The 24,422-nt window shown below is 38.7% G+C and carries 22 protein-coding genes and 1 tRNA gene; 20 read left to right on the forward strand and 3 right to left on the reverse strand.

All coding sequences use genetic code 11. The features are described 5' to 3' along the window. The first annotated feature begins 42 nt into the window (after positions 1–42). From BQ5903_RS04835 to BQ5903_RS04870, 8 genes are all read left to right on the forward strand, one after another. Positions 43–252 carry a hypothetical protein gene (locus BQ5903_RS04835; protein WP_010496418.1) on the forward strand — a complete coding sequence of 70 codons (210 nt, stop codon included), beginning with the start codon at positions 43–45 and terminating at the stop codon, positions 250–252. Positions 253–299: 47 nt separating this feature from the next. Continuing rightward, positions 300–370, forward strand: a tRNA-Gly gene (locus BQ5903_RS04840). A gap of 349 nt (positions 371–719) precedes the next feature. Further along, positions 720–2,414, forward strand: a complete 1,695-nt coding sequence (gene argS, locus BQ5903_RS04845; protein ID WP_010496415.1) for an arginine--tRNA ligase — start codon at positions 720–722, stop codon at positions 2,412–2,414. A gap of 278 nt (positions 2,415–2,692) precedes the next feature. Continuing rightward, the gene (locus BQ5903_RS04850; protein ID WP_148266337.1) at positions 2,693–3,403 is read left to right on the forward strand and encodes a Crp/Fnr family transcriptional regulator; all 711 of its coding nucleotides are present in this window, start codon (positions 2,693–2,695) and stop codon (positions 3,401–3,403) included. A gap of 131 nt (positions 3,404–3,534) precedes the next feature. Next, positions 3,535–3,990, forward strand: coding sequence for an arginine repressor (locus BQ5903_RS04855; RefSeq protein WP_010496410.1), 456 nt, complete (start codon positions 3,535–3,537; stop codon positions 3,988–3,990). A 192-nt stretch (positions 3,991–4,182) separates the two neighbouring features. Further along, complete coding sequence (locus tag BQ5903_RS04860; protein ID WP_010496408.1) at positions 4,183–6,330, forward strand: PBP1A family penicillin-binding protein; 2,148 nt, start codon at positions 4,183–4,185, stop codon at positions 6,328–6,330. A gap of 90 nt (positions 6,331–6,420) precedes the next feature. Further along, the gene (locus BQ5903_RS04865; protein ID WP_010496406.1) at positions 6,421–6,759 is read left to right on the forward strand and encodes a YlbF family regulator; all 339 of its coding nucleotides are present in this window, start codon (positions 6,421–6,423) and stop codon (positions 6,757–6,759) included. A 147-nt stretch (positions 6,760–6,906) separates the two neighbouring features. Next, positions 6,907–7,884, forward strand: a complete 978-nt coding sequence (locus tag BQ5903_RS04870; protein WP_010496404.1) for a 3'-5' exoribonuclease YhaM family protein — start codon at positions 6,907–6,909, stop codon at positions 7,882–7,884. A gap of 270 nt (positions 7,885–8,154) precedes the next feature. On the opposite strand, the gene BQ5903_RS04875 is transcribed toward BQ5903_RS04870, so the two are convergent. The 3 genes from BQ5903_RS04875 to BQ5903_RS04885 all read right to left on the reverse strand — a co-directional run bounded on the left by BQ5903_RS04875 (position 8,155) and on the right by BQ5903_RS04885 (position 9,927). Continuing rightward, on the reverse strand, positions 8,155–9,066 hold the full coding sequence (locus BQ5903_RS04875; protein WP_010496395.1) for a peptidylprolyl isomerase: 912 nt from the start codon (positions 9,064–9,066) through the stop codon (positions 8,155–8,157). Between the two features lie 137 nt (positions 9,067–9,203). After that, positions 9,204–9,491, reverse strand: coding sequence for a hypothetical protein (locus BQ5903_RS04880; RefSeq protein WP_010496393.1), 288 nt, complete (start codon positions 9,489–9,491; stop codon positions 9,204–9,206). 1 nt (position 9,492) lies between these two features. Beyond that, positions 9,493–9,927, reverse strand: a complete 435-nt coding sequence (locus tag BQ5903_RS04885; protein WP_010496391.1) for an HIT family protein — start codon at positions 9,925–9,927, stop codon at positions 9,493–9,495. Between the two features lie 309 nt (positions 9,928–10,236). Between BQ5903_RS04885 and BQ5903_RS04890 the strand changes: the two genes are divergently transcribed. From BQ5903_RS04890 to nrdR, 12 genes are all read left to right on the forward strand, one after another. Next, a complete protein-coding gene (locus BQ5903_RS04890) occupies positions 10,237–10,962 on the forward strand; it encodes an ABC transporter ATP-binding protein (RefSeq protein ID WP_056971897.1) in 726 nt (241 codons plus the stop codon). Positions 10,963–10,972: 10 nt separating this feature from the next. Then, a complete protein-coding gene (locus BQ5903_RS04895; protein WP_010496388.1) occupies positions 10,973–12,193 on the forward strand; it encodes an ABC transporter permease in 1,221 nt (406 codons plus the stop codon). Between the two features lie 90 nt (positions 12,194–12,283). Beyond that, positions 12,284–13,081 (forward strand): phosphotransferase family protein, encoded by a 798-nt coding sequence (locus BQ5903_RS04900; RefSeq protein WP_010496386.1) that lies wholly within the window; start codon positions 12,284–12,286, stop codon positions 13,079–13,081. Positions 13,082–13,242: 161 nt separating this feature from the next. After that, entirely contained in the window at positions 13,243–13,887 is a 645-nt protein-coding gene (gene trmB / locus BQ5903_RS04905; RefSeq protein ID WP_010496385.1) for a tRNA (guanosine(46)-N7)-methyltransferase TrmB, read from the forward strand. A 200-nt stretch (positions 13,888–14,087) separates the two neighbouring features. Continuing rightward, positions 14,088–14,408: a thioredoxin family protein gene (locus BQ5903_RS04910; RefSeq protein WP_010496383.1), complete on the forward strand. Its 321-nt coding sequence runs from the start codon at positions 14,088–14,090 to the stop codon at positions 14,406–14,408. A gap of 32 nt (positions 14,409–14,440) precedes the next feature. Next, positions 14,441–15,088 (forward strand): YtpR family tRNA-binding protein, encoded by a 648-nt coding sequence (gene ytpR, locus BQ5903_RS04915; RefSeq protein ID WP_079578996.1) that lies wholly within the window; start codon positions 14,441–14,443, stop codon positions 15,086–15,088. A gap of 81 nt (positions 15,089–15,169) precedes the next feature. Continuing rightward, positions 15,170–17,590, forward strand: coding sequence for a DNA translocase FtsK (locus BQ5903_RS04920; RefSeq protein WP_079578998.1), 2,421 nt, complete (start codon positions 15,170–15,172; stop codon positions 17,588–17,590). An 86-nt stretch (positions 17,591–17,676) separates the two neighbouring features. Next, entirely contained in the window at positions 17,677–19,008 is a 1,332-nt protein-coding gene (gene murC, locus BQ5903_RS04925) for a UDP-N-acetylmuramate--L-alanine ligase (protein ID WP_079579000.1), read from the forward strand. Positions 19,009–19,191: 183 nt separating this feature from the next. After that, entirely contained in the window at positions 19,192–19,896 is a 705-nt protein-coding gene (locus tag BQ5903_RS04930) for a Bax inhibitor-1/YccA family protein (protein WP_010496373.1), read from the forward strand. Positions 19,897–20,060: 164 nt separating this feature from the next. Next, positions 20,061–22,727, forward strand: a complete 2,667-nt coding sequence (gene polA / locus BQ5903_RS04935; protein ID WP_079579002.1) for a DNA polymerase I — start codon at positions 20,061–20,063, stop codon at positions 22,725–22,727. Between the two features lie 164 nt (positions 22,728–22,891). After that, positions 22,892–23,731 (forward strand): DNA-formamidopyrimidine glycosylase, encoded by an 840-nt coding sequence (mutM, locus tag BQ5903_RS04940; RefSeq protein WP_079579656.1) that lies wholly within the window; start codon positions 22,892–22,894, stop codon positions 23,729–23,731. A 190-nt stretch (positions 23,732–23,921) separates the two neighbouring features. After that, positions 23,922–24,419, forward strand: coding sequence for a transcriptional regulator NrdR (nrdR, locus tag BQ5903_RS04945; RefSeq protein WP_029605208.1), 498 nt, complete (start codon positions 23,922–23,924; stop codon positions 24,417–24,419). The last annotated feature ends 3 nt before the right edge of the window (positions 24,420–24,422 follow it).

Here is a 24,422-nt window from a genome sequence, read left to right on the forward strand (position 1 = left end):
AGCGCAGTTCTGCAGTGGATAGAGTTGGTAAGGGGTGAAACAATGGAAACTACATTAAAAATTGGGGATCAGGTTAGTTGTAAAAAGTTTGGTTCGTTGAAACATGATTTTGTCGGTACCGTTGAAAAGATTTATGATAATTCTGCGATGGTTTCGATCGATAAATATGATGAAAGTGATAATATCACGGTTACAGATTTTCATAATCGTGCGATCGTTCGTCTAAGCAGTATGAAGAAAGTTTCTGCATAAAGATAGTGACAAGCCTGAGAAGCTGTGCTATACTAGTTTTTGTTGTTGCGGGTATAGTTTAGTGGTAAAATTCCAGCTTCCCAAGCTGATGTCGCGAGTTCGATTCTCGTTACCCGCTTGACGATGACATCTTCAGCAATGAAGATGTTTTTTAGTTTATTATTCAAATACAGATAAATCTTTAGTTGGTCATCGATCATAAAGACTAGTAAATAAGGGCGGCATACAGCGAGTCTGGGATGATGTAAGCCAGACTGTCTAACTTATTGAATCGTACCTTTTAGAGCCCGTTAAAGATAATAATGAGTGGATCATTAATCAATTAGAGTGGTACCGCGGGTCATCTCGTTTCTTGCAGTTTATTTGCAGGGGACTTTTTTTATCCAGATTGAGTTATAGACTAGGTTGAACTTAGTATATTTTGGTTAGGAAAATTATAAAATTATTACAAGCAGGAGGAACCTTTGATGAAACAAAAACAATTAGTGGCACAAGCAATTGTTGACGCAACTGAGGGACAGTTATCCTTGGATGAAGTTATGTCCAAAATTGAAGTTCCCAAGACTTATGATCTTGGAGACTATGCATTTCCGACTTTTATTTTAGCTAAACTTTACCATAAAGCACCACAGCAGATCGCACCAGAATTAGTTGAAAAGATCTCAGGAGATGCTTTTGATAAGGTCCAAGCAGTCGGGCCGTATGTAAACTTTTTCATTGACAAGAAAGCATTTAGCCATAATATCTTAAATCAGATCTTAGACCAAAAAGAAGCATTTGGGCAGCAAGATCTCGGCCATGGCGGCAATGTTCCGATCGATATGTCTTCACCTAATATTGCTAAACCAATGTCAATGGGACATTTGCGTTCAACTGTCATTGGTAACTCCTTAGCGGAACTGCTGAAAAAAGCTAATTATAATCCGATCAAGATCAATCATTTAGGCGACTGGGGTACTCAATTTGGTAAACTGATCGAAGCATACAAGCTGTGGGGAAGTGAGGAAGAGGTCCGTCAAGACCCGATCAATACTTTATTGAAGTACTACGTTCATTTCCATCAAGTCGATGAAGAACATCCAGAATTGGACGATGAAGCACGTGCTTGGTTTAAAAAGCTTGAAGATGGTGATAAAGAGGCAACTGAGTTATGGCAATGGTTCAGAGATGAATCCTTGAAGTTCTTCAAATCTATTTATGCTAAACTAGGAATCGAGTTTGATTCTTACAATGGTGAATCTTTCTACAATGATAAAATGGACGAGATCGTGTCGATTTTAGAAGATAAAAACTTATTGCAAGAAAGCCGTGGCGCTGAGATCGTTGACTTGGAAAAATATGGTTTAAATCCGGCTTTGATCAAAAAGACTGACGGAACGACCTTATACATTACTCGTGATCTAGCCGCTGCATTGTACAGATTCCGGACATATGATTTTGTAAAATCCTTGTACGTTGTTGGTAACGAACAAACTAATCACTTTAAGCAGTTAAAAGCTGTTTTAAAAGAAATGGGTTATGACTGGTCAGATGACATTCATCATATTCAATTTGGTTTGATCACTTCCGGTGGTAAAAAACTTTCAACTCGTAAGGGCAATATTATCTTGCTCGAAGATGTTTTGAATGACGCTGTTGATTTGGCTAAAAAACAGATTGCTGAAAAGAATCCTGATTTGCCAAACAAAGATCAGGTTGCCGAAGAAGTTGGTGTCGGTGCCGTGATCTTCCATGATTTAAAGAATGATCGTTTGAATAATTTTGATTTCAACTTAGAAGAAGTTGTCCGTTTTGAAGGCGAAACAGGTCCATATGTGCAATACTCTCACGCTCGTGCTATGAGTATTTTACGTAAAGCTGGGCAGATCGACCTTGAAAATGCTGATATTGCAGGTTTGCAAGATGAAGGCTCATGGGAAGTTGTTCGTCAGTTAGCTAATTTCCCAGCAATGATCAAACGTGCTGTCGAAGAATATGAACCATCTGTGATCACGAAATACGCCATTCAGTTGTCTAAATCGTTTAACAAGTATTATGCACATACTAAGGTTTTGACTGATGATGCTGAAAAGAATTCGCGCTTAGCGATGGTTGCCAGTGTCGCTGCAGTTCTTAAGGAATCATTGCGTTTGTTGGGCGTTAAAGCACCTGACGAAATGTAATTAATTTTCTGACATTACTATCAATTAAGGCTTTGCATTTCTCCATTGGGGAAGTGTGAAGCCTTTTTTATTAAAATGCATTCAATGAATAATAATTATTTAATTGTTTAAGTTAAAGTTTGCACAAGATAATATTATAGTGGTATAATAGATAATATTAAATATTTTATATTGCTAAAATTTAAATAAATTTTAATTATATTTGAAGCATAAATAGTAAAGGAGGATTATAGTCCGGTTCAGGTACTTGATGCATGACGTGTGATTATAGAACAGAGATGAAGACAACAACAAATTCATTGTTAGAAAATGAAGCCAGTGATATTTTAGAAGGATTCCAGGAATTCGATCTGAGTGAAAAAAGGATCTTAGAAGAATATACTAAAATTTTAAAGTTTGAGAGCGGCAGTAAATTTGAACTGACCTATGTTCCGTACCAGTCTTATATTTTCTGGTTAGAGCAAGGGTCGTTGTTTTTAGAAGATTTTTGTGCGAATGGACAGTCAGCTTTTACCTTTTTGAAGAAAGGTATGTATTTTCCTTCAGACCTAGAACTGCCTGAACAGCAAACATCATTTGGGGTAGTCCATGCTTGTCAAAATTTAACGATTTTAGCGATCCCAATTAAAAAGTTTGATCATTTAAAAAACACTCATACTCACTTTATTAGGACGGTTCATCATAGTTTATTAAAAAAATATTTTTTGCAAAAAGCATTGCAGCAGCTTTGTCTGGAAGGAAAAATTGCAGAACGGATCAAAAATATTTTAGTTTATTTTGCTAAAGAATGTGGCAGCAAGCTAACTAATGGTGATGTTCTTTTACCTGCTGTTTTGACCTATCGGATCATAGCGTCATTCGCTAACACAAGTGTTGCAACTGTCTGTCAAACAATCAAACATTTTAGACAAAAGGGGCTATTGAATGGCGGCTCGCGAAAGTTGATCATCTGCAAAGATTCGTTAGATCAGCTATTAGGTGCCAGCTGACCTGTTCTATTGGACTGATTCTGTTATAATACTTATTTGAGGAAGCCAAGCAATTACTATGGTCAAATTATTGGCCGTTTTTAGGCGTTATCTTTAAATATACAACATGAATGGGACAAGGAAGGTCAAATATGAAAAAAAAGGATAGGCAACGAAAAATTGAACAGTTGATCAAACAACAGAAAATTTCCAATCAGGACAGCCTGATCCAAGCTTTAGAGGATGAGGGAATCCATTCAACGCAAGCTACAGTCTCACGAGACATACGTGAAATGAAGATCATTAAACAAGCAGATACTGATGGTAATACTTATTATACTTTGCTTAAAAAAGATCATTCGGACCCCAAACAAAGGATCAAGGAAACTATCAGCGATATTGTCACGAATGTGACCAACGTTCAGTTTGTTAATATCGTGCAGACTACACCCAGAAATGCTAACGTGTTGGCAGCATTGATCGATGATAATGAATTGCCTGGAGTAGTTGGGACTTTAGCAGGTTATGACACTGTCGTTTTATTTAGTCCTAATAATGAAACTGCCCAAGAAGTTTCCAGATTTTTTATTGCAAATATTGGTGAATAGAGTTTATGAAAATGGGTAATATTAGACGTCGGCAGGCTCTGTTATATAGCAAGTACCAAGGCAATGGGTGGTCATTTTTAGTGCCTTTAACTGCTAAATCTTTTGTTAAGAAGGTTTTCAGCCGCTAAAATTTTGCTCAAGTATGATAATATGGAAAAGACTAATAATATTGTATAAGAGGAAAAAATAGTTATGAATGATTCATCATTTTGGAATACTTTTAAACAGCAATTCAAAAAAATTTTTGAACCCTTTTGGCATTGGCTGTGTGCAAAGTGGCGTCGATTTCAAATCTGGCGTTGGTTGCTCGTCGCTTTCTTGAGTATCTTTTTGGTAGCGAGTGTTTACTTGGTTTATATTGCGAAAACGACCGATGTTTCTGGGTTAAGATCAGCTTTGCAGCAATCGACTGAGGTCTATGACGATAAAAATCAAAAGGCTGGTTTCTTATATTCACAAAAGGGGACATGGGTCTCAAAGGATGAAATGTCAAAAAATGTTTCTAACGCAGTTTTGTCCAGTGAAGATAGAAACTTTTATCATGAATATGGATTTTCAGTTAAGGGGTTAGGAAGAGCAGCTTGGCTGCTCGTTAAAAACAAGCTGACTGGTGCTAATTATATTAGCGGTGGCGGGAGTACGTTGACACAACAGTTAGTTAAAAATGCTTTTTTGTCACAAGAGCAAACGTTTAGTCGGAAAGCTAAAGAAATTTTCATCGCAATGCAAGTTGAAAATGATTATAGTAAAGACGATATTTTAACGATGTATCTTAATAATGCGTATTTCGGGAATGGTGTTTGGGGTGTGGAAGATGCTGCCCAAAAGTATTTTGGCGTTCATGCTAGCCAGTTATCAGTGCCACAGTCTGCTACACTAGCCGGGATGTTATCTAATCCAGGGCAATATAACCCGATCGATAATCCGCAAAAGTCACGGATGAAACGCAATGTTGTATTACAAACGATGGTTGAAAATAAGAAGATCACGAGTGCTGAAGCTAAGGAGTATCAAGCAACAGGGATCGTTTTAAATGACACCTATCAATATCGGTCTGGTTACAAGTATCCTTATTACTTTGACGCGGTGATCAACGAGGCCACCAAAGACTATGGTTTGACAGAAGCAGAGATCATGAATAAGGGTTATAAGATCTATACTTCTTTGAATCAAAATCAACAGGCTAAAATGCAATCATCTTTTGCTGATCCAAGTCTTTTCCCTAGTGCGGCTAGCGACGGAACTAAAGCCCAAGCTGGTTCGATCGCTATTGACCCTAATACAGGTGGAGTTAGCGCAGTTGTGGGCGGTCGTTCTGGCAGTCATGTTTTTCGTGGTTATAACCGTGGTACCGGACTGATCCGCTCACCTGGTTCGACGATCAAACCACTGGCAGTCTATACGCCTGCGATCGAAAGCGGCTATCATTATGATTCCAAGGTAGAAGACAAATTACAACCTTATGGAAAAAATGATTACACTCCACATAATTGGGATGACCAATATGCTGGAGAAATGCGAATGTATCAAGCTTTAGCGCTTAGTAAAAATACTTCGGCTGTGTGGTTATTGAATAAGATTGGCGTGCAAAAAGGATTCCGTTCAGTAGAAAAATTCGGGATCCCGTTAGACAAATCAGATGAAAACCTGAGTTTGGCTTTAGGCGGGTTGAAGAAAGGTGTTTCACCGTATCAAATGGCTAGCGCATACACAGCGTTTGCAAATTCGGGTGTCCGGAAAGATCCGCATTTTATCACTAAGATTGTTGATTCAGAAGGAAAAACAGTAGTTGACAACACGAGGATCAAATCTAAGCATGTCATGTCAAAACGAGTTGCAAAGCAAATGACAAGCATGATGATGGATGTCTACAACAATGGGACTGGTCAATCGGCTAAGCCATACGGTTATACTATTGCGGGAAAGACCGGCTCAACTGAAAGCACGAGTGCTGAAAATGGCAACGGCGATGATAATGACAAGTGGTATATTGGATATACTCCAGACGTTGTCGTAGCTACATGGATCGGTTTTGATTCCACAAAATATTCGATCGCTAATGTCGGTACGAATGCAGGTTCTGCGTTATTTAAATCTGAAATGGAAGGGATATTGCCTTATACTGCGCAAACATCCTTTGATACCAAGTCTGCTTCGACTCGATATAATGAAAGTGTTTCTGGTCAGGGTGAAGGCAGCTCTAAGTCTTGGGATTCAGTTCAAAAAGCCGGCCGTGATCTGAGAGATAAGATCGATCAAGGAGCATCTGGTCTCAAAGACAAGGCTAGCAGTGCCGCTGAACGGGGCAAACAATATTTAGACAGCATTTTAGGGCGCTAGGAACTTTTCAAAATAATCTTGGTAAAATCCTTTGGTAGATAAGTAATAAATGTTACAATGTTAACTAGTATATGCAAGGAGGACACTTACGTGATCAATATTTATGATTCAGCAAATAAGCTTGAACAAGACTTACGTCAGACTCAAGAATATCTTGACCTTACGGCAGCAATGGCAAAACTTAAAGCAGAACCTGAAGCTTATGATTGTTTCAAGCGTGTGCAAGACGCACAAAAGAATTTGCAAGCAAAACAAATGCAAGGCGATTTATCAGATGAAGATGTAGACAAGATCAAGGCACTTGCAGAAGAAGCTCAAGGCTACGACAGTTTGTCTGATTTGATGCAAAAGGAACAGGCTTTAAATGCTGTTTTTGAAGAGATCAACAAGATCATCTTTAAACCAGTCAGCGAATTATATAACTTCTAAAGAACGTTTTAAGAGGAACTGTTTATCTCATGCAGTTCCTTTTTTCAATTAATCGTTTAAGCTGGTAGAATGATAATAGATATAAAATCTGTAGCAAAAGCTTATTCTTAAATGGGTAGGTCAGTACTGCAAAGCAGGAGGCAAATTTTGGAAGCAAAGAAGATCTTTGACTATAAAGTCGATGATAACATGGCATTATTTGTTTTGATCAAGGGTGCCGACGTTAGGATCGCGAAGAACGGTAAAAAGTTTATTGCGTTTACGTTTGCGGATCGCTCTGGAGAGATCAGTGCGAAATTCTGGGATGCTTCAGAAGAAGATATTTCTCAATTTCAAGCGGGACGAGTCGTTGCATTACAGGGGAAACGTGAAAATTATCAGCAAAATCCACAGATCAAAATATTTAAGATGCGGTTAGCAAATGAAAATGAACCGGCTGACCCGCAGCTTTATCTACAAAGCGCGCCTGAATCAACGCAGGATATGGAAAAAGAAGTTGATGAGGTCATTTTTGAGATCACTAATCCGACATGGAATCGAATCGTACGGTATTTACTGAAAAAATATCATGATGAATTTTTCAGTTTTCCAGCTGCCAAGAAGAATCATCACGATTTTGCAGGCGGTTTGGCTTTTCATACTTTATCTATCCTGCGACTGGCACATTCGGTAGTCAAAGAATACCCAGATATTAATGCGTCTTTATTATATGCGGGTGCTATCCTGCATGACCTTGGCAAGACTTTAGAACTATCTGGACCTGTAGCTACTGTTTATACTGTCCCTGGTAATTTGTTGGGTCATATTGTGCTGATTGATGAAGAAATCGCTAATGCCTGCGATAAACTAGGTATCGATAAAATGTCCGAAGATGCTGTTTTACTGCGTCATATGATTATTTCTCATCATGGTTTGTTGGAATATGGTTCACCAGTCCAACCGCATTTAATGGAAGCTGAAATTTTACATCACCTTGATGACTTGGACGCTTCGATCCAAATGATGCGTAAAGCATTGGAACATACCGAACCTGGAGATTATACCGAGAGAGTCTTTGGTATGGATCGGCGGAATTTCTATCGTCCTCAAGAAAAAGGACAATCACAGCCTGGTTCAGAGTTTTAACAAGCTTTTAACTAGTATATTGCGGAATTAATTTAGTTGAACCTTGATCGAACTAAAATTATTAAGCGTAGAGGTATCGTAGAGGTATATAGTGGTGATGATGAGGAAGAAACCGTGAACGTTTTGGAGATATTGATACTGTTTACTAAAAGGGATGGTTAGCTGGTTTTAGGGTTAGTTTGATTGAAAAAGAGGCCGTTAAAAAAGCATCGTAACATTCAGCAAACGTTGTTTAGTTTACTGAAGAGTTACGGTGCTTTTTTTGTGCTATTATTTTGCGCTGTTAGAGGATTTAGAATCTGTGCCAATATAATCGGCCAAGATATCTTTTAAGTCGTTATCTTTAATATTGACCTTGCCATGTTTCAGTTCTTTAGAAATGATCTTTTGCATGTATGTTTGATCTTGCATCTTGCTATTTAAGATCTGTTTCTTAAGTTCTGCTTTATGATCAGACATCTTACCTTTACCAGGGTTTTTGATCGAATAGATCACATGGTAACCATAACTAGTCTTAACTGGTTCAGTAGTGAACTTTCCTTGATCTAACTTGAAGGCTGCTTTCTTGAAACCGCCAACTAAACTGGTATCAGTGTTGTCGAATGCTGGTAATTTACCACCATTATTCTTTGTTTGATCATCAGTAGAATACTTCTTAGCCAAAGCTTTGAAGTTCTTATAACTACCATCTTTATTCAAGCTGTCGATCACAGTTTGTGCCTGTTTCTTACCATCGTCATTATTCTTTAATAAGATGTGAGCTACAGTGACCTTAGGCTGATATGACTTCCATTGCTTTTTGAGATCTTTGTTTGAGATCTTAGTGTTGGCTTTAACTGCCTCTTGCAATAAGAGGGAAGAGCGCAACTGATCTTTGTATGAGGACTTAGTAAAACCACCCTGTTGTAAAACAGAATTGAAAGAAGAACCATATTGTTTCTTGGCAGCGTTAAACTGTTTGTCAACTTTTTTGTCAGAAACTTTCTTTCCGTAATTTCCTTCGAGAACCTTATTTAAGATCATCTGTTGCAATTGTTGCTTACCTGAAGAAGTTTTCTTCATACTGTCATAATATTCACTTTCGGTGATTTTTCCGCCGGAAGTAGTTGCGACAGTTTTTGAACATGCGGCCAAAGTGAAGGTCATCATGATCGCGGCTAAACCAGTTAACCATTTTTTCATTCCGTGAACACATCCGTTTCTATAAGATTTAGGTCTTATCTGGTGCAAAACTAACGGTTACTACTATAACATAATTTGTTTTTTGTTAGTATGTGCATTGATAAATTTAGACTAATTTAATTATCTTGAAAAAAGTCTTATTTTTGCATTTTTTCGACATCTTTGGTCAGCTTTTTGATTTGCGGTTCAACTTCTGTCATAAAATCGCCGATCTCATCGGTGATCTCTTCGACCGTCTGAAGGGAAGTTTTGATTTCAGAGACTAGTTTCTTAGCGGAAACTGATGTATTTTTAATAGCTGACCCTAATGTCGGGTCTTTTTTTGAAGATGCGTCTGTAATTTGTCTTTTGTGCTGTTTACGATACATTAACAGACCCAGGACAGCGCTTCCTCCTATGATAGAAAAGATTTGAGCTTTTTTCATCTTAGTCACTCTCCGTAATATTATTTGAAATGTTAGCAGCGATCTGGTTTAATTCTTCGGTGCTATGTTTATCTGAGTTATCTGTGAAACTCATGCTGAAGCCATCGTTATCAGTATATCGTGGAACTAAATGAATGTGTGAATGGAAAACAGACTGGTAGGCAACTTTGCCATTATTGTTTAAAATATTAAGTCCTTTGATATCTTTGTTTGATGCACGAACTGCACGAGCGATTTTAGGGATCCTAGAAAACACTGCCGCAGCAAGGTCTGTATCATAAGCAAAGATGTCTTTGACATGCTTATTAGGGACGACCAAGGTATGGCCCGGTGTTGCTTGTGAAAGGTCTAAGAAAGCTGTGACGACCTCATCTTGATAAACTTTAGTACTCGGGATCTCGCCGCTGATAATTTTACAAAACACACAATCTTCCATATAATTGGAACCTTCTTTCTATATATGTTAATTTCTATTATGTCCAGTATACACTAGATCAGAAAATTTTTAAGACTTTGGCGGTCTAAAATCTAATGTTATAATCTAATATGTGTACTGTTTTAGATTATTTGTGAATTTTGACAGCTCGCTATCACGGGAGCAATTTTTTGAAAAATAGAAAGTTATTAGTGCATAGCAAAGACAAGTTAGTCATGCGCTGTTGATCAAAAACAATAAATTAAAGTGGTTGATCCATGTTTGGCTCATGAAGGTCAGCATGTGTGGTCCACTGAGAGGAAGAAAAAGATGACTTTAAAAGTTAAAAACTTAGTTGGCGGCTATTCATCTATCCCCGTTTTAAAAGATATTTCTTTTGAAGTGCCAGGAAGTTCTTTGGTCGGTCTGATCGGTTTGAACGGGGCGGGAAAGTCGACAACGATCAATCACATTATTGGTTTGTTAAGACCAATGAAGGGCTCAATAACTCTGAACGGCGTTTCTTTGCAACAAGATGCTGCTCAATATAAAAAGATGATCGCCTATATTCCGGAGATCCCAGTTTTATATGAGGAACTTACATTAAAAGAACATATTGAATTAACGATGATGGCGTATCAATTGGATAAAGAGCAAGCTTGGCAGAAAGCAGAAAGATTTTTAAAAGTCTTTAGGTTAGACAATAAATTAGACTGGTTTCCAATTAATTTTTCCAAGGGAATGAAGCAAAAAGTGATGATCGTTTGTGCACTTTTGCCTAAAGTGGACTTGTTGTTAGTAGATGAGCCGTTCTTAGGACTCGACCCGCTAGCTACACGTGACTTGCTAAATTTACTAGACAAAGAAAAGCAAGCTGGAACAGCCATTTTGATGTCGACCCATGTTTTATCAACTGCTCAAGAGGTTTGTGACAGTTTTGTGATGATCGACGAGGGACAGTTGTTGGCCTCAGGGACATTATCAGATCTGCAAGAACAAAGCCATAAACCTGATGCTTCGTTGTCCGAGATCTATCTTGATATGACGGATAAGTGAGGCGGTAATTATGAATGAGATTTGGAAAAAAAGACGGGCTTCTTACCAAAAAATGCTGTTAAAGTATTTACGTTATGTTTTTAACGATCATTTTGTGATTGCTTTGCTTTTCTTATTTGGTGCTTTCGGATTGTCATACTCTAACTTTTTAAAAAGTTTGTCTGGCAATGAAAATATTTGGTGGGCACAGCCAACAGCACTTTTTATCTTAGTGATCATGATGCATGTCAATCAAATTGCTACTTTTTTAAAAGAACCGGACAAAGTCTTTTTACTGCCGCAAGAAAAAGAGATCCGACAATATATTAAGAATTCTGGGCAATATAGTACATTCATTGCTGTTACTGTACAGCTGGCACTTTATGTAGTGCTGACACCATTTTTATTGTTTGCTGCCAAGTTAACTGGTTTGAACGTGATTTTTCTAGCCATTACGCAAGTAGTATTAACGATCGACCGCACGAAAAGGCAGGCAATGGGATTATTTATTACTCAAAATCGTGTCTTTTCAAAGGAAGTAACATTTTCATGGTTAATACCTGGGCTGATCTTGGCTGCGGGAGTCTATTTACCTGCTTATGTTGCGTGTGCGGTTGCAATATTGCTGTTATTGTTCACAACTAGTCGGGAGCAAAAATTATTAGCGACTAAAATATTTGACTGGCGTTACGCTATCGATCAAGAAGCAGCTCGAATGGCTCGATTATACCGCTTTTTTAACATGTTTACTGATGTTGGTTCTGTCAGCCCGAAACCTAAGAGACGACGTTATTTGGATCGTTTATTGCCCAAGTATAGTGCAAAACCGGAAGGACTTTTTAAGTACATGTTCTGGCGGGCTTTTGTTCGCAGTGGGGAATTTAGCAACTTGTACCTCAGACTGACGCTTTTATGCCTGATCGTGTTATTTTTTATTCCTAACTACTGGGTATCTTTGCTCATTGCCGCGGTTTTTGTGTATTTGTTAGGTTTTCAATTGATGCCGCTCTTTGTAACTTATGATGAAGTTGTATTTATGCACACTTATCCTATAAATATACAAAAAAAGTTTCTTGCATTTTCTAAAATGCTGTTTTTCTTGCTTTTTATCAGTTCGGTATTCTTTTTTATTCCGATTGCTATTCAAGGCCCAGGAATAATCAAAGCCTTATCTGCACTGGTTTTGTTGGTCGCTGAAAGTGCCTTGATTGCAAGAATATACAGTAAAACACGCATTAATAAAATGTCTTGACAGCGTCGAAGTGAGTTTGTAGACTTTATGTAGTAATTGATTTTTGCAAAAAAATCAGAAAATCCGAACTGAAAAAGGAGCGTTGCCAAAATGAATCTCGATTTAGAGAATGGCTGGCAAGTGCTCCCAATTGGCGGCGATACAGGGACAGCGTACATGGGGATCAAGCAAAAAGAAAAAGTCTTTTTAAAACGAAACCCATCACCATTTATTGCAGCACTTTCGTTGGAAGAGGTCACTCCGAAACTGATCTGGTCGAAAAGGATGCACACAGGCGATACATTGACTGCTCAGCAGTGGATGAACGGTCGGTGCCTCGAGCGCAGTGAAATGAGCTCGGATCAGGTAATTTCCTTGATTAGACGTGTTCATCACTCTGATCTTTTGAAACGGATGTTGCAAAAAGTTGGCGGAATACATTATGAACCAAGCGATTTTTTGACACTTTATTATCGGGGAACTTCTGCCGATTTATTAGCGCACCCGTTACTGCACAAATGTGCTAAGTTTTTAGAAGCACATCTGCCGGAGTGTCCTAAAGATGATTATGAGGTGTCGCATGGCAACCTGAAGCGTGAGAACTTTTTGTTGTCAGATTCAGGGCAGCTTTTTCTTGTTGACTGGGAATCAGTAATGTTTGCTGACCCAGCAAAGGATCTTAGCATGTTAATGTGTCGCTATGTCCCACGCGCAGATTGGAAGCAATGGTTAGAAAGCTATTTTGGAAAGCAATTATCGAAGGCAATGGAGTTTCGCATTCAGTGGTACGCACTGATGAATCTCCTTTTGGATGTAGAGTTTAACTATCGGCGTGGTCGTTTCCATGAAATGAACCAAGACATAATAAAAATACAACAAACATTTGAAATATTTGAAAAGTTTATTTAGTTTTAGCATATTTAGCGAGTTTGCACTTAATTTTAGATCCCTTAGGGAGAAATACCCCGAGGGATTTTTTGCGGTATAATGAATAAATACTTCTCAAGTAATTTAAAAATTTGAAATTATTCTAAGTAAAAAACAGTTTTAACTTTAATTTGGAGGAAGAAATGAGATTAAAAAACAAACCCTGGGCATTGCCATTGATTGAAGCCAACCCACAATATGTCGTGACTGAGCCTGAAAAGTGGCGTGGAAAATGGTCTGAGAGGTTTTCGCAAAAACAGCCTTTGTTGATCGAGATCGGAATGGGGAAGGGTCGTTTTATCGTTGAAATGGCTAGACGTGACCCAGAGCATAACTACATTGGGATCGAAGTACAGACAACAGCAACCGGCATTGCTTTAAAAAAACAGCTTGAAGTTCAATTACCAAATTTGCAATTAGTTTGCGGCGACGGCAATGACTTGACTGAGATGTTCGCATCAAATGAAGTAGCAGGGATTTTTTTGAATTTTTCGGATCCTTGGCCTAAAAAAAGACATACTAAAAGACGGTTAACTTATCGGACTTTTTTGAAACAGTATCAGCAAGTCATGCAAAAAGATGGTCAGTTGGAATTTAAAACTGACAATCGTGGTTTGTTTGAATACTCACTGACATCAATGAATAACTACGGCATGGTTTTCGATCAAGTGTGGCTGGACCTGCACGCGTCAGAAGAAGCAGCTGACAATGTGATGACTGAATATGAGGAAAAGTTTAGTCAAAAAGGACAACCGATCTATAAATTAGCAGCTCATTTTACAGACTGATCAGCTAAGAGAGAAAAGATCCTTGACTATGAACATTAGAATATGAAATTTAGATCAAATATATTATAATTAGTTTGTTGTGCTCAATTTGTGAAACAAAAGCAATTGTCCCAACTAAAAAATAAACTTAATTATAGTACTCAATTAGAGGCCTGGCGGGCAGCAACAGAACTGTCAGGACAATTTAGGAGGAATTTACCATGGAAATGTTACCTAAAATGAACTTAAAAGAATTAGAAGATAAGCTGGCAAAAGGAAATTATGTTTTGTTCTTTACTGCTGACTGGTGCCCTGACTGCCGTTTTATTAAACCGGCAATGCCAGAGATCGAACAAGAATTTTCAGACTATACTTTTATTCAGGTCGATCGTGACGAAAATATTGACCTGTGCCAAGAAATGATGGTCATGGGGATCCCAAGTTTTATTGTTTATGAAAATGGCCAAGAAGCAGACCGCTTTGTCAATAAAGACCGCAAAACCAAAAAAGAGGTTGAAGACTTTTTAACGGCTGTAAATTAATTTATAGAAATAAGGGAGATAGGATTTAGAGTATGTTGATCGCAAACTATAATTTTGCACAAACGGGTGATGTCTTGATGGTTGTTTTACATCAGGATAGCATTGCGCAAGTGTCTGAAAAAAAAGATAACGTTGTTCGGATCTATGACGAAAAAACTGGTGAAACTTTGGGCTATAACTTCTTTCAAGCGTCAAAACGTGTTTCTGACTTGAATGGTGTTTCTGGTCAAGTAAAATTAACTCAAAAACAGGTTAACGACTTGAACGATTTGCTGAATGAAGCGGGTTTTGCACCTGAATTGGCTGTAGATGATAAACCGCGTTTTGTTGTGGGTTACGTTGAGGAAATGGTCTCTCACCCAGATTCTGACCATTTGCATATATTGAAAGTTTTGGTCAACGATGGAGAACATCTGCAGATCGTTTGCGGTGCACCGAATATTGCTGAAAAGCAAACAGTTGTTGTTGCTAGAGTTGGGGCAATGATGCCAAGTGGGGCGATTATTTGGCCCGGTAAATTAAGGGGTAAAGACAGTTTTGGCATGGTGTGTTCTGCACGTGAGTTAGGATTGCCGAATGCTCCTAAGAAGCGGGGGATCCTTGAGTTGCCTGCTGCTGAATATGAGATCGGTCAAGCTTTTGATTTTAAGCAAGCTGCAGGTTTATTCTCAGCAAAATAGATGTTTGTACTAGCCGGGTAGAAAGCAATGTGTTTTAGTTGTCGAACTACCCGATTTTTTTATTGATTGGATGATAGTCTTATGAAACATTATGATGGTCCGGCTTTTTATCGGCTTCACAGTTATAAAAAAAGCAAATGGATTTCACCAAGAAAAGTAAATAAAGATGCACTAAAGGGTGTTCATAAGCCTGCACGTGTTAACAGCTCAGTTAGCGGTGATCCGATAAGTAAAAGGGTCAAACTAAATTCACGTCCATTTCGTCCGTCTTATGTTCCTCCTTCTTTGTTGAACAAAGCACGTTCGCCCAGGCCAAAAGAAAAAATTGCATATCAGCGGTTGTGCCAGGAACTGCAAAAACCAGCGGATACTTTTTATTTGCTCGACCTGGAGCATGACAGTGAGCTTGAAGAAATTGATTTAACACTCCCAGAGCCGCAACAAAAAGCTGTTGGTAGGAATGTAGCTAAAATTGATTTTCCAAATGAGCACCAAGTTTCCAAAACTGCCAGCGACGATAAAGAAAATAAAGAGCGCGAAGAAATAAATAAGGTTCTGCAAACAGAAACATTTTTGCCTACTGCAAAGCATACAGATAACGATCGTGCAAGCAAAGATCAAGCAACTGATACTGGTCTATATCCTAATGAAGATGCAGCGGATGAGTCCGAAGAGCAAAAAAATAACTTAAATTCAGCTGCTGGTTCACAGTTGGTCGAACATGCTGAGGTGATGGTACGACCGCAAGCTTTAAGTACTGATGTTTCACCAGTGGCGACTAACAACAGCATGGATGATGACCTACAAGAGTCGCAAAATCCTGCTGGCAGAACGGAAGCTCAGGAAATTGGTTTGGCTGAAGAAAATAATACAGATCTTGTAACGATAAATGATGACTCTGACAGTGTGCAAGAAAGTAAAGAAACACAAAAAACAGTAAACAAAGCCCAACCAAAAGAGCGGGCTTTAAGCCGCTCCTTTGCCGATGTTTTAAATTTAGAACAAAATGAGCAACGTGACCTCTCCTTGTTTAAAGAGCGTGAAAGGGGACAGACTGGACAAAAAGATGAGTCGGAAAAAGACATTAACTATCAATTTCCAGACACTGCATTATTACCTGAGCCAGTTATCGAAGATGATCCGCAAATGGATGAATGGGTCTTGCAAGAAGCGGATGTCTTAAATGAAACATTGCAAGCTTTCCATGTCGACGGTACAGTTAAAGACTGGACGATTGGTCCAACTGTTACCCAATTTGAAATTACTTTGGGTAGAGGAGTTAAGGTCAATAAAGTCACCAATTTAACTGATGATCTTAAGTTGGCTTTGGCTGCTAAAGACATTCGGATCGAGGCTCCGATCCCAGGTAAAAGCAGCATTGGGATCGAGATCCCGAATAAGAAGTCACGACCGGTCATGTTGCGTGAAGTCTTGCAGTCACAAGCCTTTCAGACGGCGCGGTCTCCTTTAACAGTCGCTTTAGGGGTCGATTTATTCGGCAAACCGCAAGTCACTAACTTGAAGAAGATGCCTCATGGTTTGATAGCAGGTGCAACAGGTTCAGGTAAATCTGTCTTTATTAATAGTTTATTAGTTTCTTTGCTGTATAAGGCTAAGCCGTCCGAAGTGAAGTTACTTTTGATCGATCCGAAAGCTGTTGAAATGGCACCGTATCAAAACATCCCTCATTTGCTGGCACCAGTCGTATCAGATCCAAAATCGGCTGCTGCTGCATTAAAATGGGTAGTTAAAGAAATGGACGAGCGTTATGAACGTTTAGCGGCTAGTGGAGCACGGAATATCGATAGTTTCAATGAGAAGGCCATGGCTGCAGGTGATTATGGTTTGAAGATGCCATATATTGTGATCGTGATCGACGAGTTGGCGGATCTTATGATGGTCGCAGCTTCAGAAGTCCAAGATTACATCGCACGGATCACTGCTAAGGCTCGTGCTGCTGGGATCCACTTGTTGATCGCAACTCAGCGTCCAAGTGTTGATGTTGTTACTGGGACCATTAAAAACAATATTCCGACTCGAGTGGCCTTCATGGTCGCTAGTCAGGTAGACTCGCGGACGATCTTGGATTCTGCCGGAGCCGAGCGCTTACTTGGCAAAGGCGATATGCTTTACTTAGGTAATGGTGCTGGTCAGCCGATCCGCTTGCAAGGAACGTTTATTGACGAAGAAGTTGATCGGATCACTGACTTTGTCAGAAAGCAAGGTCAGCCGAACTTTGCCTTTGATCCTGACGGTCTCAAAGAAGAGGCGATCCAATCAGAAAATGAGGATGAGTTAATGCCTCAAGTGTTGGATTATATTGTTAACGAGGAGGCAGTTTCAACTTCCAAATTACAGCGGGTCTTTTCCATAGGCTATAATCGTGCTGCAAGTATTGTAGAGGAACTTGAAGCCAAGAGATATATTTCTGAAGCCAAGGGATCCAAGCCTCGTGATGTTTTCTTAACGCCTGAGGGTCTGGTTAAATTAAGAGAAAGTTAATTTTTTTAAGTTTTAGAATTTAGATACATTTCCTCGCGGATATGATAGACTGATAGAAGTGGAAAATAGAAAAGAGGATATTTGTAATGAATATGGATACTACCTATTTTTTCGTTGGTATTAAAGGAACGGGTATGAGTGCCCTCGCATTGATCTTACATGACAAGGGATACCAAGTTATTGGCTCAGATATTGATAAATATACGTTTACCCAACGGGGATTAGAACAAGAAGGGATCGATATCCTTCCTTTTGACAGCAAGAATATTAAACCTGGCATGACTATCGTGGCTGGGAATGCTTTCGATGATGACCAGGTTGAGATCGCGGAAGCTAAAAAAATTGGGCTTGAAGTTCTAACTTATCCAGAAGTTGTCGAAATGCTAGTGACAGAAACAACTGGGATCGCTGTTGCAGGTGCCCATGGCAAAACAAGCACTACAGGACTTTTGTCACATGTTTTAAGTAGTGTAGCTCCGACTAGTTACTTAGTTGGGGACGGGACAGGCAAAGGAACACCCGATGCGCGCTTTTTTGTCTTTGAGGCTGATGAGTATCGGCGCCATTTTGCTGCCTATCACCCGGATTATACGGTTATGACCAATATTGATTTTGATCATCCAGACTACTTTACTGGTATCGATGATGTTTGCGCTGCTTTTCAAACTTTGGCAGACCAAACAAATAAAGCGATATTTGCTTGGGGTGGAGACAAAAATCTGCGTAAGTTAAAATCTGATCTCCCTGTTTATTATTACGGGGTCGAAGATGATAATGATTTTCAAGCTAAAAACATCAAACGTTCAACTAGCGGTTCTACCTTCGATGTTTATTTCAGAGGAGAGTCTTTAGGCACATACGAGATCCATATGTTTGGCGAGCACAATATTTTAAACAGTTTAGCAGTGATCGCTGTTGCTTACATTGAAGCAATTGATCAACGTGATGTTCAGGAACATTTATTGACCTTTGCAGGTGTCAAGCGCCGCTTTACTGAAAAAAAGGTCGAGGATATGATAATTATTGATGATTATGCTCATCATCCTCATGAAATCAAAGCTACGATCGATGCTGCGCGGCAACAATATCCCAATAAACAGATCATCGCTGTTTTTCAACCGCATACTTTCAGTCGCACAATTGCGTTGATGGATGAGTTTGCTGAAGCGTTAAATTTGGCAGATAAGGTTTACTTGACTGAAATTTTCAGTTCGATCCGTGAGACGAATGGTAGTGTTTCAGCGGCTGATCTAGGTGAAAAAAGCACAAAAGGCGGAGAAATACTGAGTGTTGAAAACATGTCGCCGCTGTTAGATTACCATGATGGAGTTGTGGTATTTATGGGCGCTGGGGACATTCAAAAGTATGAAATTGCTTATGAGCGACTGCTAAGTGAAGTTAAGCTACGTAAAAACTAGATCTCGCGCGGTTGATCCTTATTATTGAAATTGTATTTAAACATAAGCAGCATTAAGGTCGTCTGAAAGGACGACCTTTTTTGGAACATCAAAATTGCTTGTGATTTATTCATATGGTATGATAATTCCATTGAAGATCATTAAAGGATCATAATCGATAAAAAATTAAGAGAGGACGATCAAATGAATAATTCTAATCAAACTTATGCAGCTGGAGAAGGCGGCTTAAACCGTTTCTTCACTAAAATGTATGGCTTTATGGCAGGGGCAGTCGCTTTTTCAGCATTGATTGCATATCTCTGTGCGACTACTTTTCAGATGAGCGTTTTGAACTTTTTTGGAACTCACCGCTTTGCTTTTTTTGCACTATTTGCAATTCAGTTAGTTATGGTTTTTGGAGTTTCGTTTAAGCCGGGACGTTCGGCAGTTTCTAGCATTGTTATGCTATTTGCATTTGCTGGGATCGAGGGCTTGTTTTTAAGTACCATTTTGATGGTTTATGATATTTCGCATGTGGCAATGGCTTTTGTTGCTGCAGCGACTGAGTTTGTTGTTTTGGCTATTTTTGGAGCAACAACTAAGAAAGATCTTTCTGGTTTTGGTAAACAGGCTTTGGCAGCTTTGATTGCTTTGATCTTGGTTACTTTTATTAATATTTTCTTGCAAAGTCCAATGATTAGTTATATCTTTTCATTTGTCGGCGTTATTATTTTTACGATCCTAACTGCCTGGGATTCTCAAAACTTTAAAAATATGTATTTACAGTTTGGTGATCAAGTGAACACAACTTCGTTGGCCGTTTCAGGTGCTTTACAGTTGTACCTTGATTTTATCAATATCTTTATCCAACTATTAACTATTTTTTCTGGTGGCAGCAGTCGAGACTAATTATTAGAAAAGTCAAACTAAAAGATACCTAGCAAATTTGCGGGTATCTTTTTTTGAAGTTTTTAATTCAAGAAATTGTGCCAAACAATAGAGAGTCTGCTTCGAAATCAGCAGTGATTTTTGGTAGAATAGTATCAGTAATATTAAATTAGAGGAGAATAATAATGACCAAACAAGAAGATACACTTTTATTAGTTGATGGTAATAGCGTGGCTTTTCGTGCTTTTTTTGCTTTACAAAATGTCGGCAGCTTTACAAACCACGATGGTCTACATACTAATGCTATTTATGTTTTTAAAAAGATCCTTGATAATATTTTGAAAAAGTATTCTCCTACTAACGTTTTGGTGGCTTTCGATGCTGGCAAAACAACTTTCAGAACAAAAAAATATTCTGATTATAAAGCAGGTCGAGCTAAAACACCTGGAGAACTCAGTGAACAATTTCCGTATTTGAAGAAAATGTTGGCAGCATATGGAATCAAAGATTATGAATTGGCTGATTACGAAGCTGATGATATTATCGGGACTTTATCCCGCCAAGGACAAGCAGAGGGGTATCGTGTCGTCGTTGTCACTGGGGACCGTGACTTGACTCAATTGACGACTGATAAAACGACTGTCGCTGTGACACAAAAAGGCTTTAGCGAGGTCGAAGAATATACTCCTGATCATGTTAAGGAAAAATATGGTTTAGAACCTAAGCAAATTATCGATATGAAAGGCTTAGCTGGAGATAATTCGGATAATTATCCAGGTGTGACTAAAGTCGGTGAAAAAACGGCTATTAAACTATTGAAGCAATATACTAGCGTTGAAGGTATCTACGAACATATTGACGAAATGAAGCAGTCTAAAATGAAGGAACATCTGATCGAGGACAAAGAAACTGCACTGCTATGTAAAGACTTAGCCACGATCAAAACAGATGCGCCTTTGACGATCAAATTAATTGATACAAAGCGACAAGAAATGAATGAAACAGACTTGCACTCCTTGTATGAAGAACTTGATTTTAAGAGCTTTTTAAAGGACTTGACTGGCGAGGATCCGGATGAACAAAAGGCATTCGATAAACTTGCAGTGACAATGTTAACTCAGAAAAACTTGGATAAAGTCCCTGCAAAAATTAAAGAACCAGTTGTCTTTTATTTGGAAATGGACGGCAAAAATTATCATAATGCTCCCTTTGTTGGCTTTGTTTTCAAGATCGCGGATCAATATTATGGTGCTAGAGATGTTGAATTATTAAAACAAGCGCCACTGAAGCAAATATTGACCGATCCGGCTATTAAGCTTGATGTTTTTGATTGTAAGAGAACTTTTGTTGGTTTGAATCGTCTGGGAATTACAATGACCAATGTCGATTTTGATTTGCTGTTAGTGTCTTATTTATTGAATAACACTGAAAATAGTGATGATCTTGGTGAATTGGCTAGTCTTCACGGATTTGATCAAGTCAAAACCGATGAACAATTTTATGGTAAGGGTGCTAAACGGGAGATTCCAGCTGAAGATGAACAATTATTTGCTCATTTGAGTCATAAGGTCTTTGCGATAGCAACTTTAAAAGAACCACTTTTCACTGAATTGAAGAATAACCAGCAACAAAATCTATATGATGAAATGGAATTACCGTTGGCACAAGTTTTGGCAAAAATGGAAATTGCTGGTATTTCTGTAGATACTGAACGCTTGGAGCAAATGAAAAGTGAATTTAAAGAACGTTTGTCTGAATTAAAACAGGATATCTATAATGAAGCTGGTGAAGAATTTAATATTAATTCACCAAAGCAATTGGGGCACATACTATTTGAAAAATTAGAATTGCCAGTGATCAAAAAAACTAAAACTGGTTATTCTACTGCAGTCAGTGTGTTAGAAAAATTGCGTGGAATGTCACCGATCGTTGATAATATTTTGACATATCGGCAGATTTCTAAATTGCAATCAACGTATATCGAAGGTTTGCTAAAGGTCGTTTTCAAGGAAGATCAAAAAGTTCATACTCGCTATACGCAGACTTTGACAGCAACCGGACGTTTGTCTTCAGTTGACCCTAATTTGCAAAATATTCCAGTCCGTTTGGAAGAAGGACGTAAGATCAGACAGGCTTTTTTACCGAGTCGTGCGGGTTGGCAGATTTTTTCTGCTGATTACTCGCAGATCGAGCTTCGTGTTTTAGCACATATTGCTGGTGATGAGCATATGCAAGAAGCCTTTAAAGAAGATCGCGATATTCACGCTAATACCGCCATGCAGATCTTTGGTCTTGACAGCGAAGACGAAGTTACCCCAAATATTCGTCGCCAGGCTAAAGCCGTCAATTTCGGCATAGTATATGGGATCAGTGACTATGGTTTGTCGCAAAACATCGGGATCACACGTAAACAGGCCAAACAATTTATTGACACTTATTTTGAAAAGTTTCCTGGGGTCAAAAAATACATGGATGAAATCGTTGAGCACGCGCGTGAAGAAGGTTACGTAGAGACGATTTTCCATCGACGTCGTTATTTGCCAGACATCAAAAATAAAAATTATAATATTCGTTCCTTTGCTGAACGGACGGCGATGAATAGTCCGATCCAAGGCAGTGCTGCGGATATCATCAAAGTCGCGATGATCAACATGGATAAAAAGTTAGCTGAAAAGAAGATGCAGGCTAAAATGTTACTGCAAGTCCATGATGAGTTGATTTTTGAAGTCCCAGACGAAGAATTGACCGATTTCGAGGAACTGGTCAAAAGTGTTATGGATTCAGCTGTTGATTTAAATGTTCCACTCAAAGTGGAATGTGCCCATGGCAAAACATGGTTTAGTGCAAAATAAAAAAGATATTTACCAGCTGACAAATTTTTTGTTTATTAGTTCAGCTGTGTTGACCGTGAGACCGAACAAATTTTGCCCGGTCTCACGGCTTTTAAAATGATAGTATATAAATAAGGAGTTTATTTCTCCTTGTGATAATTAAAAAGAGAGTAGTTGGTGGAAAAATGCCTGAGTTACCAGAAGTTGAAACAGTTAGACGGGGGTTAAGTGAACTTGTCACCGATAAACAGATCACTGGCATTGAGTTGCTTTATCCTAAGATCATTCAAGGAGACCCGCAAGAATTTATCAAAGAGTTGACCGGCAAGAAATTTGAAAAAATCGATCGTCGGGGGAAGTACCTGCTTTTTCGCTTTTCCGGAGAACTGACGATGGTTTCTCATTTGCGGATGGAAGGTAAATATTCAGTTAAAAGTAGTGAAATGCCACTTGATAAGCATACGCATGTTGTGTTTGATTTAGATGATGGGACCCAGTTAAGATACAATGATGTGCGTAAATTCGGCCGCATGCACTTGGTCAAGACCGGTACAGAAGATGATCTGGCTGCGTTAAAAAAATTGGGACCAGAACCCACTCCAGAGACGTTTTTAGTCGATGAGTTTTATCAAGAACTTCAAAAGAAAAAGAAAGTTATTAAAACCGCGTTACTTGATCAGACGATCGTTGCTGGATTAGGAAATATTTATGTCGATGAGGTCTTATGGATGACTAAGATCCATCCTGAAACAAAATGCTTTGAAATTACTCATGAACAAACACAAAAATTGCATGATAATATCATCCTGGAATTGAATCGTGCGATCAAAGCTCATGGAACAACAGTCTTTACCTTTGCTGGGGCTAATGCTGAAATTGGTTCATTCCAAAATCAGTTAAATGTTTATGGTAAAAAAGGCGAACCTTGTGCGAGGTGTCAGACGCCGATCGAAAAGATCGTGGTTGGACAACGCGGCACACATTTTTGCCCGCACTGTCAAAAGCTGATCTCGGTTGCCAGTTAATGGTTTGAGCAATTATTTTTGGATTGTGATAAACTGTGATGTTCTTCGGGGCAACAAGAGTTTATTAAATAATAGCTGCTTAACGTGAAAAGTTTGTTTGCTGCGCCTTTTATGATAAAATCATTTTGAGTGATAAGCTAATTAAAGTAGTCTCAGAACGGATAATTTGAATTTAATTGAGGTGGAAATTATGATGTGTCCACATTGTCATCATAACAGTTCACGTGTTGTCGATAGTCGGCCGGCAGATAATGGGCATGCTATTAGACGGCGCAGAGAATGTGAAAATTGCGGGTATCGTTTTACAACTTTCGAGCGAATTGAAGTTACCCCGCTTTTGGTGATCAAGAAAAATGGAAACAGGGAAGAGTTCGATCGTGATAAGATCTTACGAGGTATCATGCGAGCTGCTGAAAAAAGACCAGTCGGAATGGACAAGATCACCAGCATCGTTGATGATGTTGAAAGTAAGGTCCGCGCTTTGGGTGGAACAGAGGTTTCGACTCAATTGATCGGTAAGTATGTGATGGATGAATTAGTAGATGTTGATGATGTTGCCTATATCCGTTTTGCAAGTGTCTATCGTGAATTTAAAGATATGGGTGCTTTTGTTAATGAATTAAATGAATTGATGGGTCGAAGTCAAGATGACGAGCACGCTTTAGATGACGACGACCATAAAGAGTAATAA

This window comes from Ligilactobacillus acidipiscis (assembly GCF_900116935.1).
Lineage (GTDB): Bacteria > Bacillota > Bacilli > Lactobacillales > Lactobacillaceae > Ligilactobacillus > Ligilactobacillus acidipiscis.

Coding starts and splice junctions, on each gene's coding strand:
- BQ5903_RS04930 (WP_010496373.1), top strand. CDS start 19,192: ATGAATAATTCTAATCAAACTTATGCAGCTGGAGAAGGCGGCTTAAAC.
- BQ5903_RS04855 (WP_010496410.1), top strand. CDS start 3,535: ATGAAAAAAAAGGATAGGCAACGAAAAATTGAACAGTTGATCAAACAA.
- BQ5903_RS04890 (WP_056971897.1), top strand. CDS start 10,237: ATGACTTTAAAAGTTAAAAACTTAGTTGGCGGCTATTCATCTATCCCC.
- BQ5903_RS04850 (WP_148266337.1), top strand. CDS start 2,693: ATGAAGACAACAACAAATTCATTGTTAGAAAATGAAGCCAGTGATATT.
- BQ5903_RS04920 (WP_079578998.1), top strand. CDS start 15,170: ATGAAACATTATGATGGTCCGGCTTTTTATCGGCTTCACAGTTATAAA.
- BQ5903_RS04880 (WP_010496393.1), bottom strand. CDS start 9,491: ATGAAAAAAGCTCAAATCTTTTCTATCATAGGAGGAAGCGCTGTCCTG.
- BQ5903_RS04835 (WP_010496418.1), top strand. CDS start 43: ATGGAAACTACATTAAAAATTGGGGATCAGGTTAGTTGTAAAAAGTTT.
- nrdR (WP_029605208.1), top strand. CDS start 23,922: ATGATGTGTCCACATTGTCATCATAACAGTTCACGTGTTGTCGATAGT.
- BQ5903_RS04895 (WP_010496388.1), top strand. CDS start 10,973: ATGAATGAGATTTGGAAAAAAAGACGGGCTTCTTACCAAAAAATGCTG.
- BQ5903_RS04900 (WP_010496386.1), top strand. CDS start 12,284: ATGAATCTCGATTTAGAGAATGGCTGGCAAGTGCTCCCAATTGGCGGC.
- ytpR (WP_079578996.1), top strand. CDS start 14,441: ATGTTGATCGCAAACTATAATTTTGCACAAACGGGTGATGTCTTGATG.
- BQ5903_RS04885 (WP_010496391.1), bottom strand. CDS start 9,927: ATGGAAGATTGTGTGTTTTGTAAAATTATCAGCGGCGAGATCCCGAGT.
- BQ5903_RS04860 (WP_010496408.1), top strand. CDS start 4,183: ATGAATGATTCATCATTTTGGAATACTTTTAAACAGCAATTCAAAAAA.
- polA (WP_079579002.1), top strand. CDS start 20,061: ATGACCAAACAAGAAGATACACTTTTATTAGTTGATGGTAATAGCGTG.
- murC (WP_079579000.1), top strand. CDS start 17,677: ATGAATATGGATACTACCTATTTTTTCGTTGGTATTAAAGGAACGGGT.
- trmB (WP_010496385.1), top strand. CDS start 13,243: ATGAGATTAAAAAACAAACCCTGGGCATTGCCATTGATTGAAGCCAAC.
- argS (WP_010496415.1), top strand. CDS start 720: ATGAAACAAAAACAATTAGTGGCACAAGCAATTGTTGACGCAACTGAG.
- mutM (WP_079579656.1), top strand. CDS start 22,892: ATGCCTGAGTTACCAGAAGTTGAAACAGTTAGACGGGGGTTAAGTGAA.
- BQ5903_RS04910 (WP_010496383.1), top strand. CDS start 14,088: ATGGAAATGTTACCTAAAATGAACTTAAAAGAATTAGAAGATAAGCTG.
- BQ5903_RS04875 (WP_010496395.1), bottom strand. CDS start 9,066: ATGAAAAAATGGTTAACTGGTTTAGCCGCGATCATGATGACCTTCACT.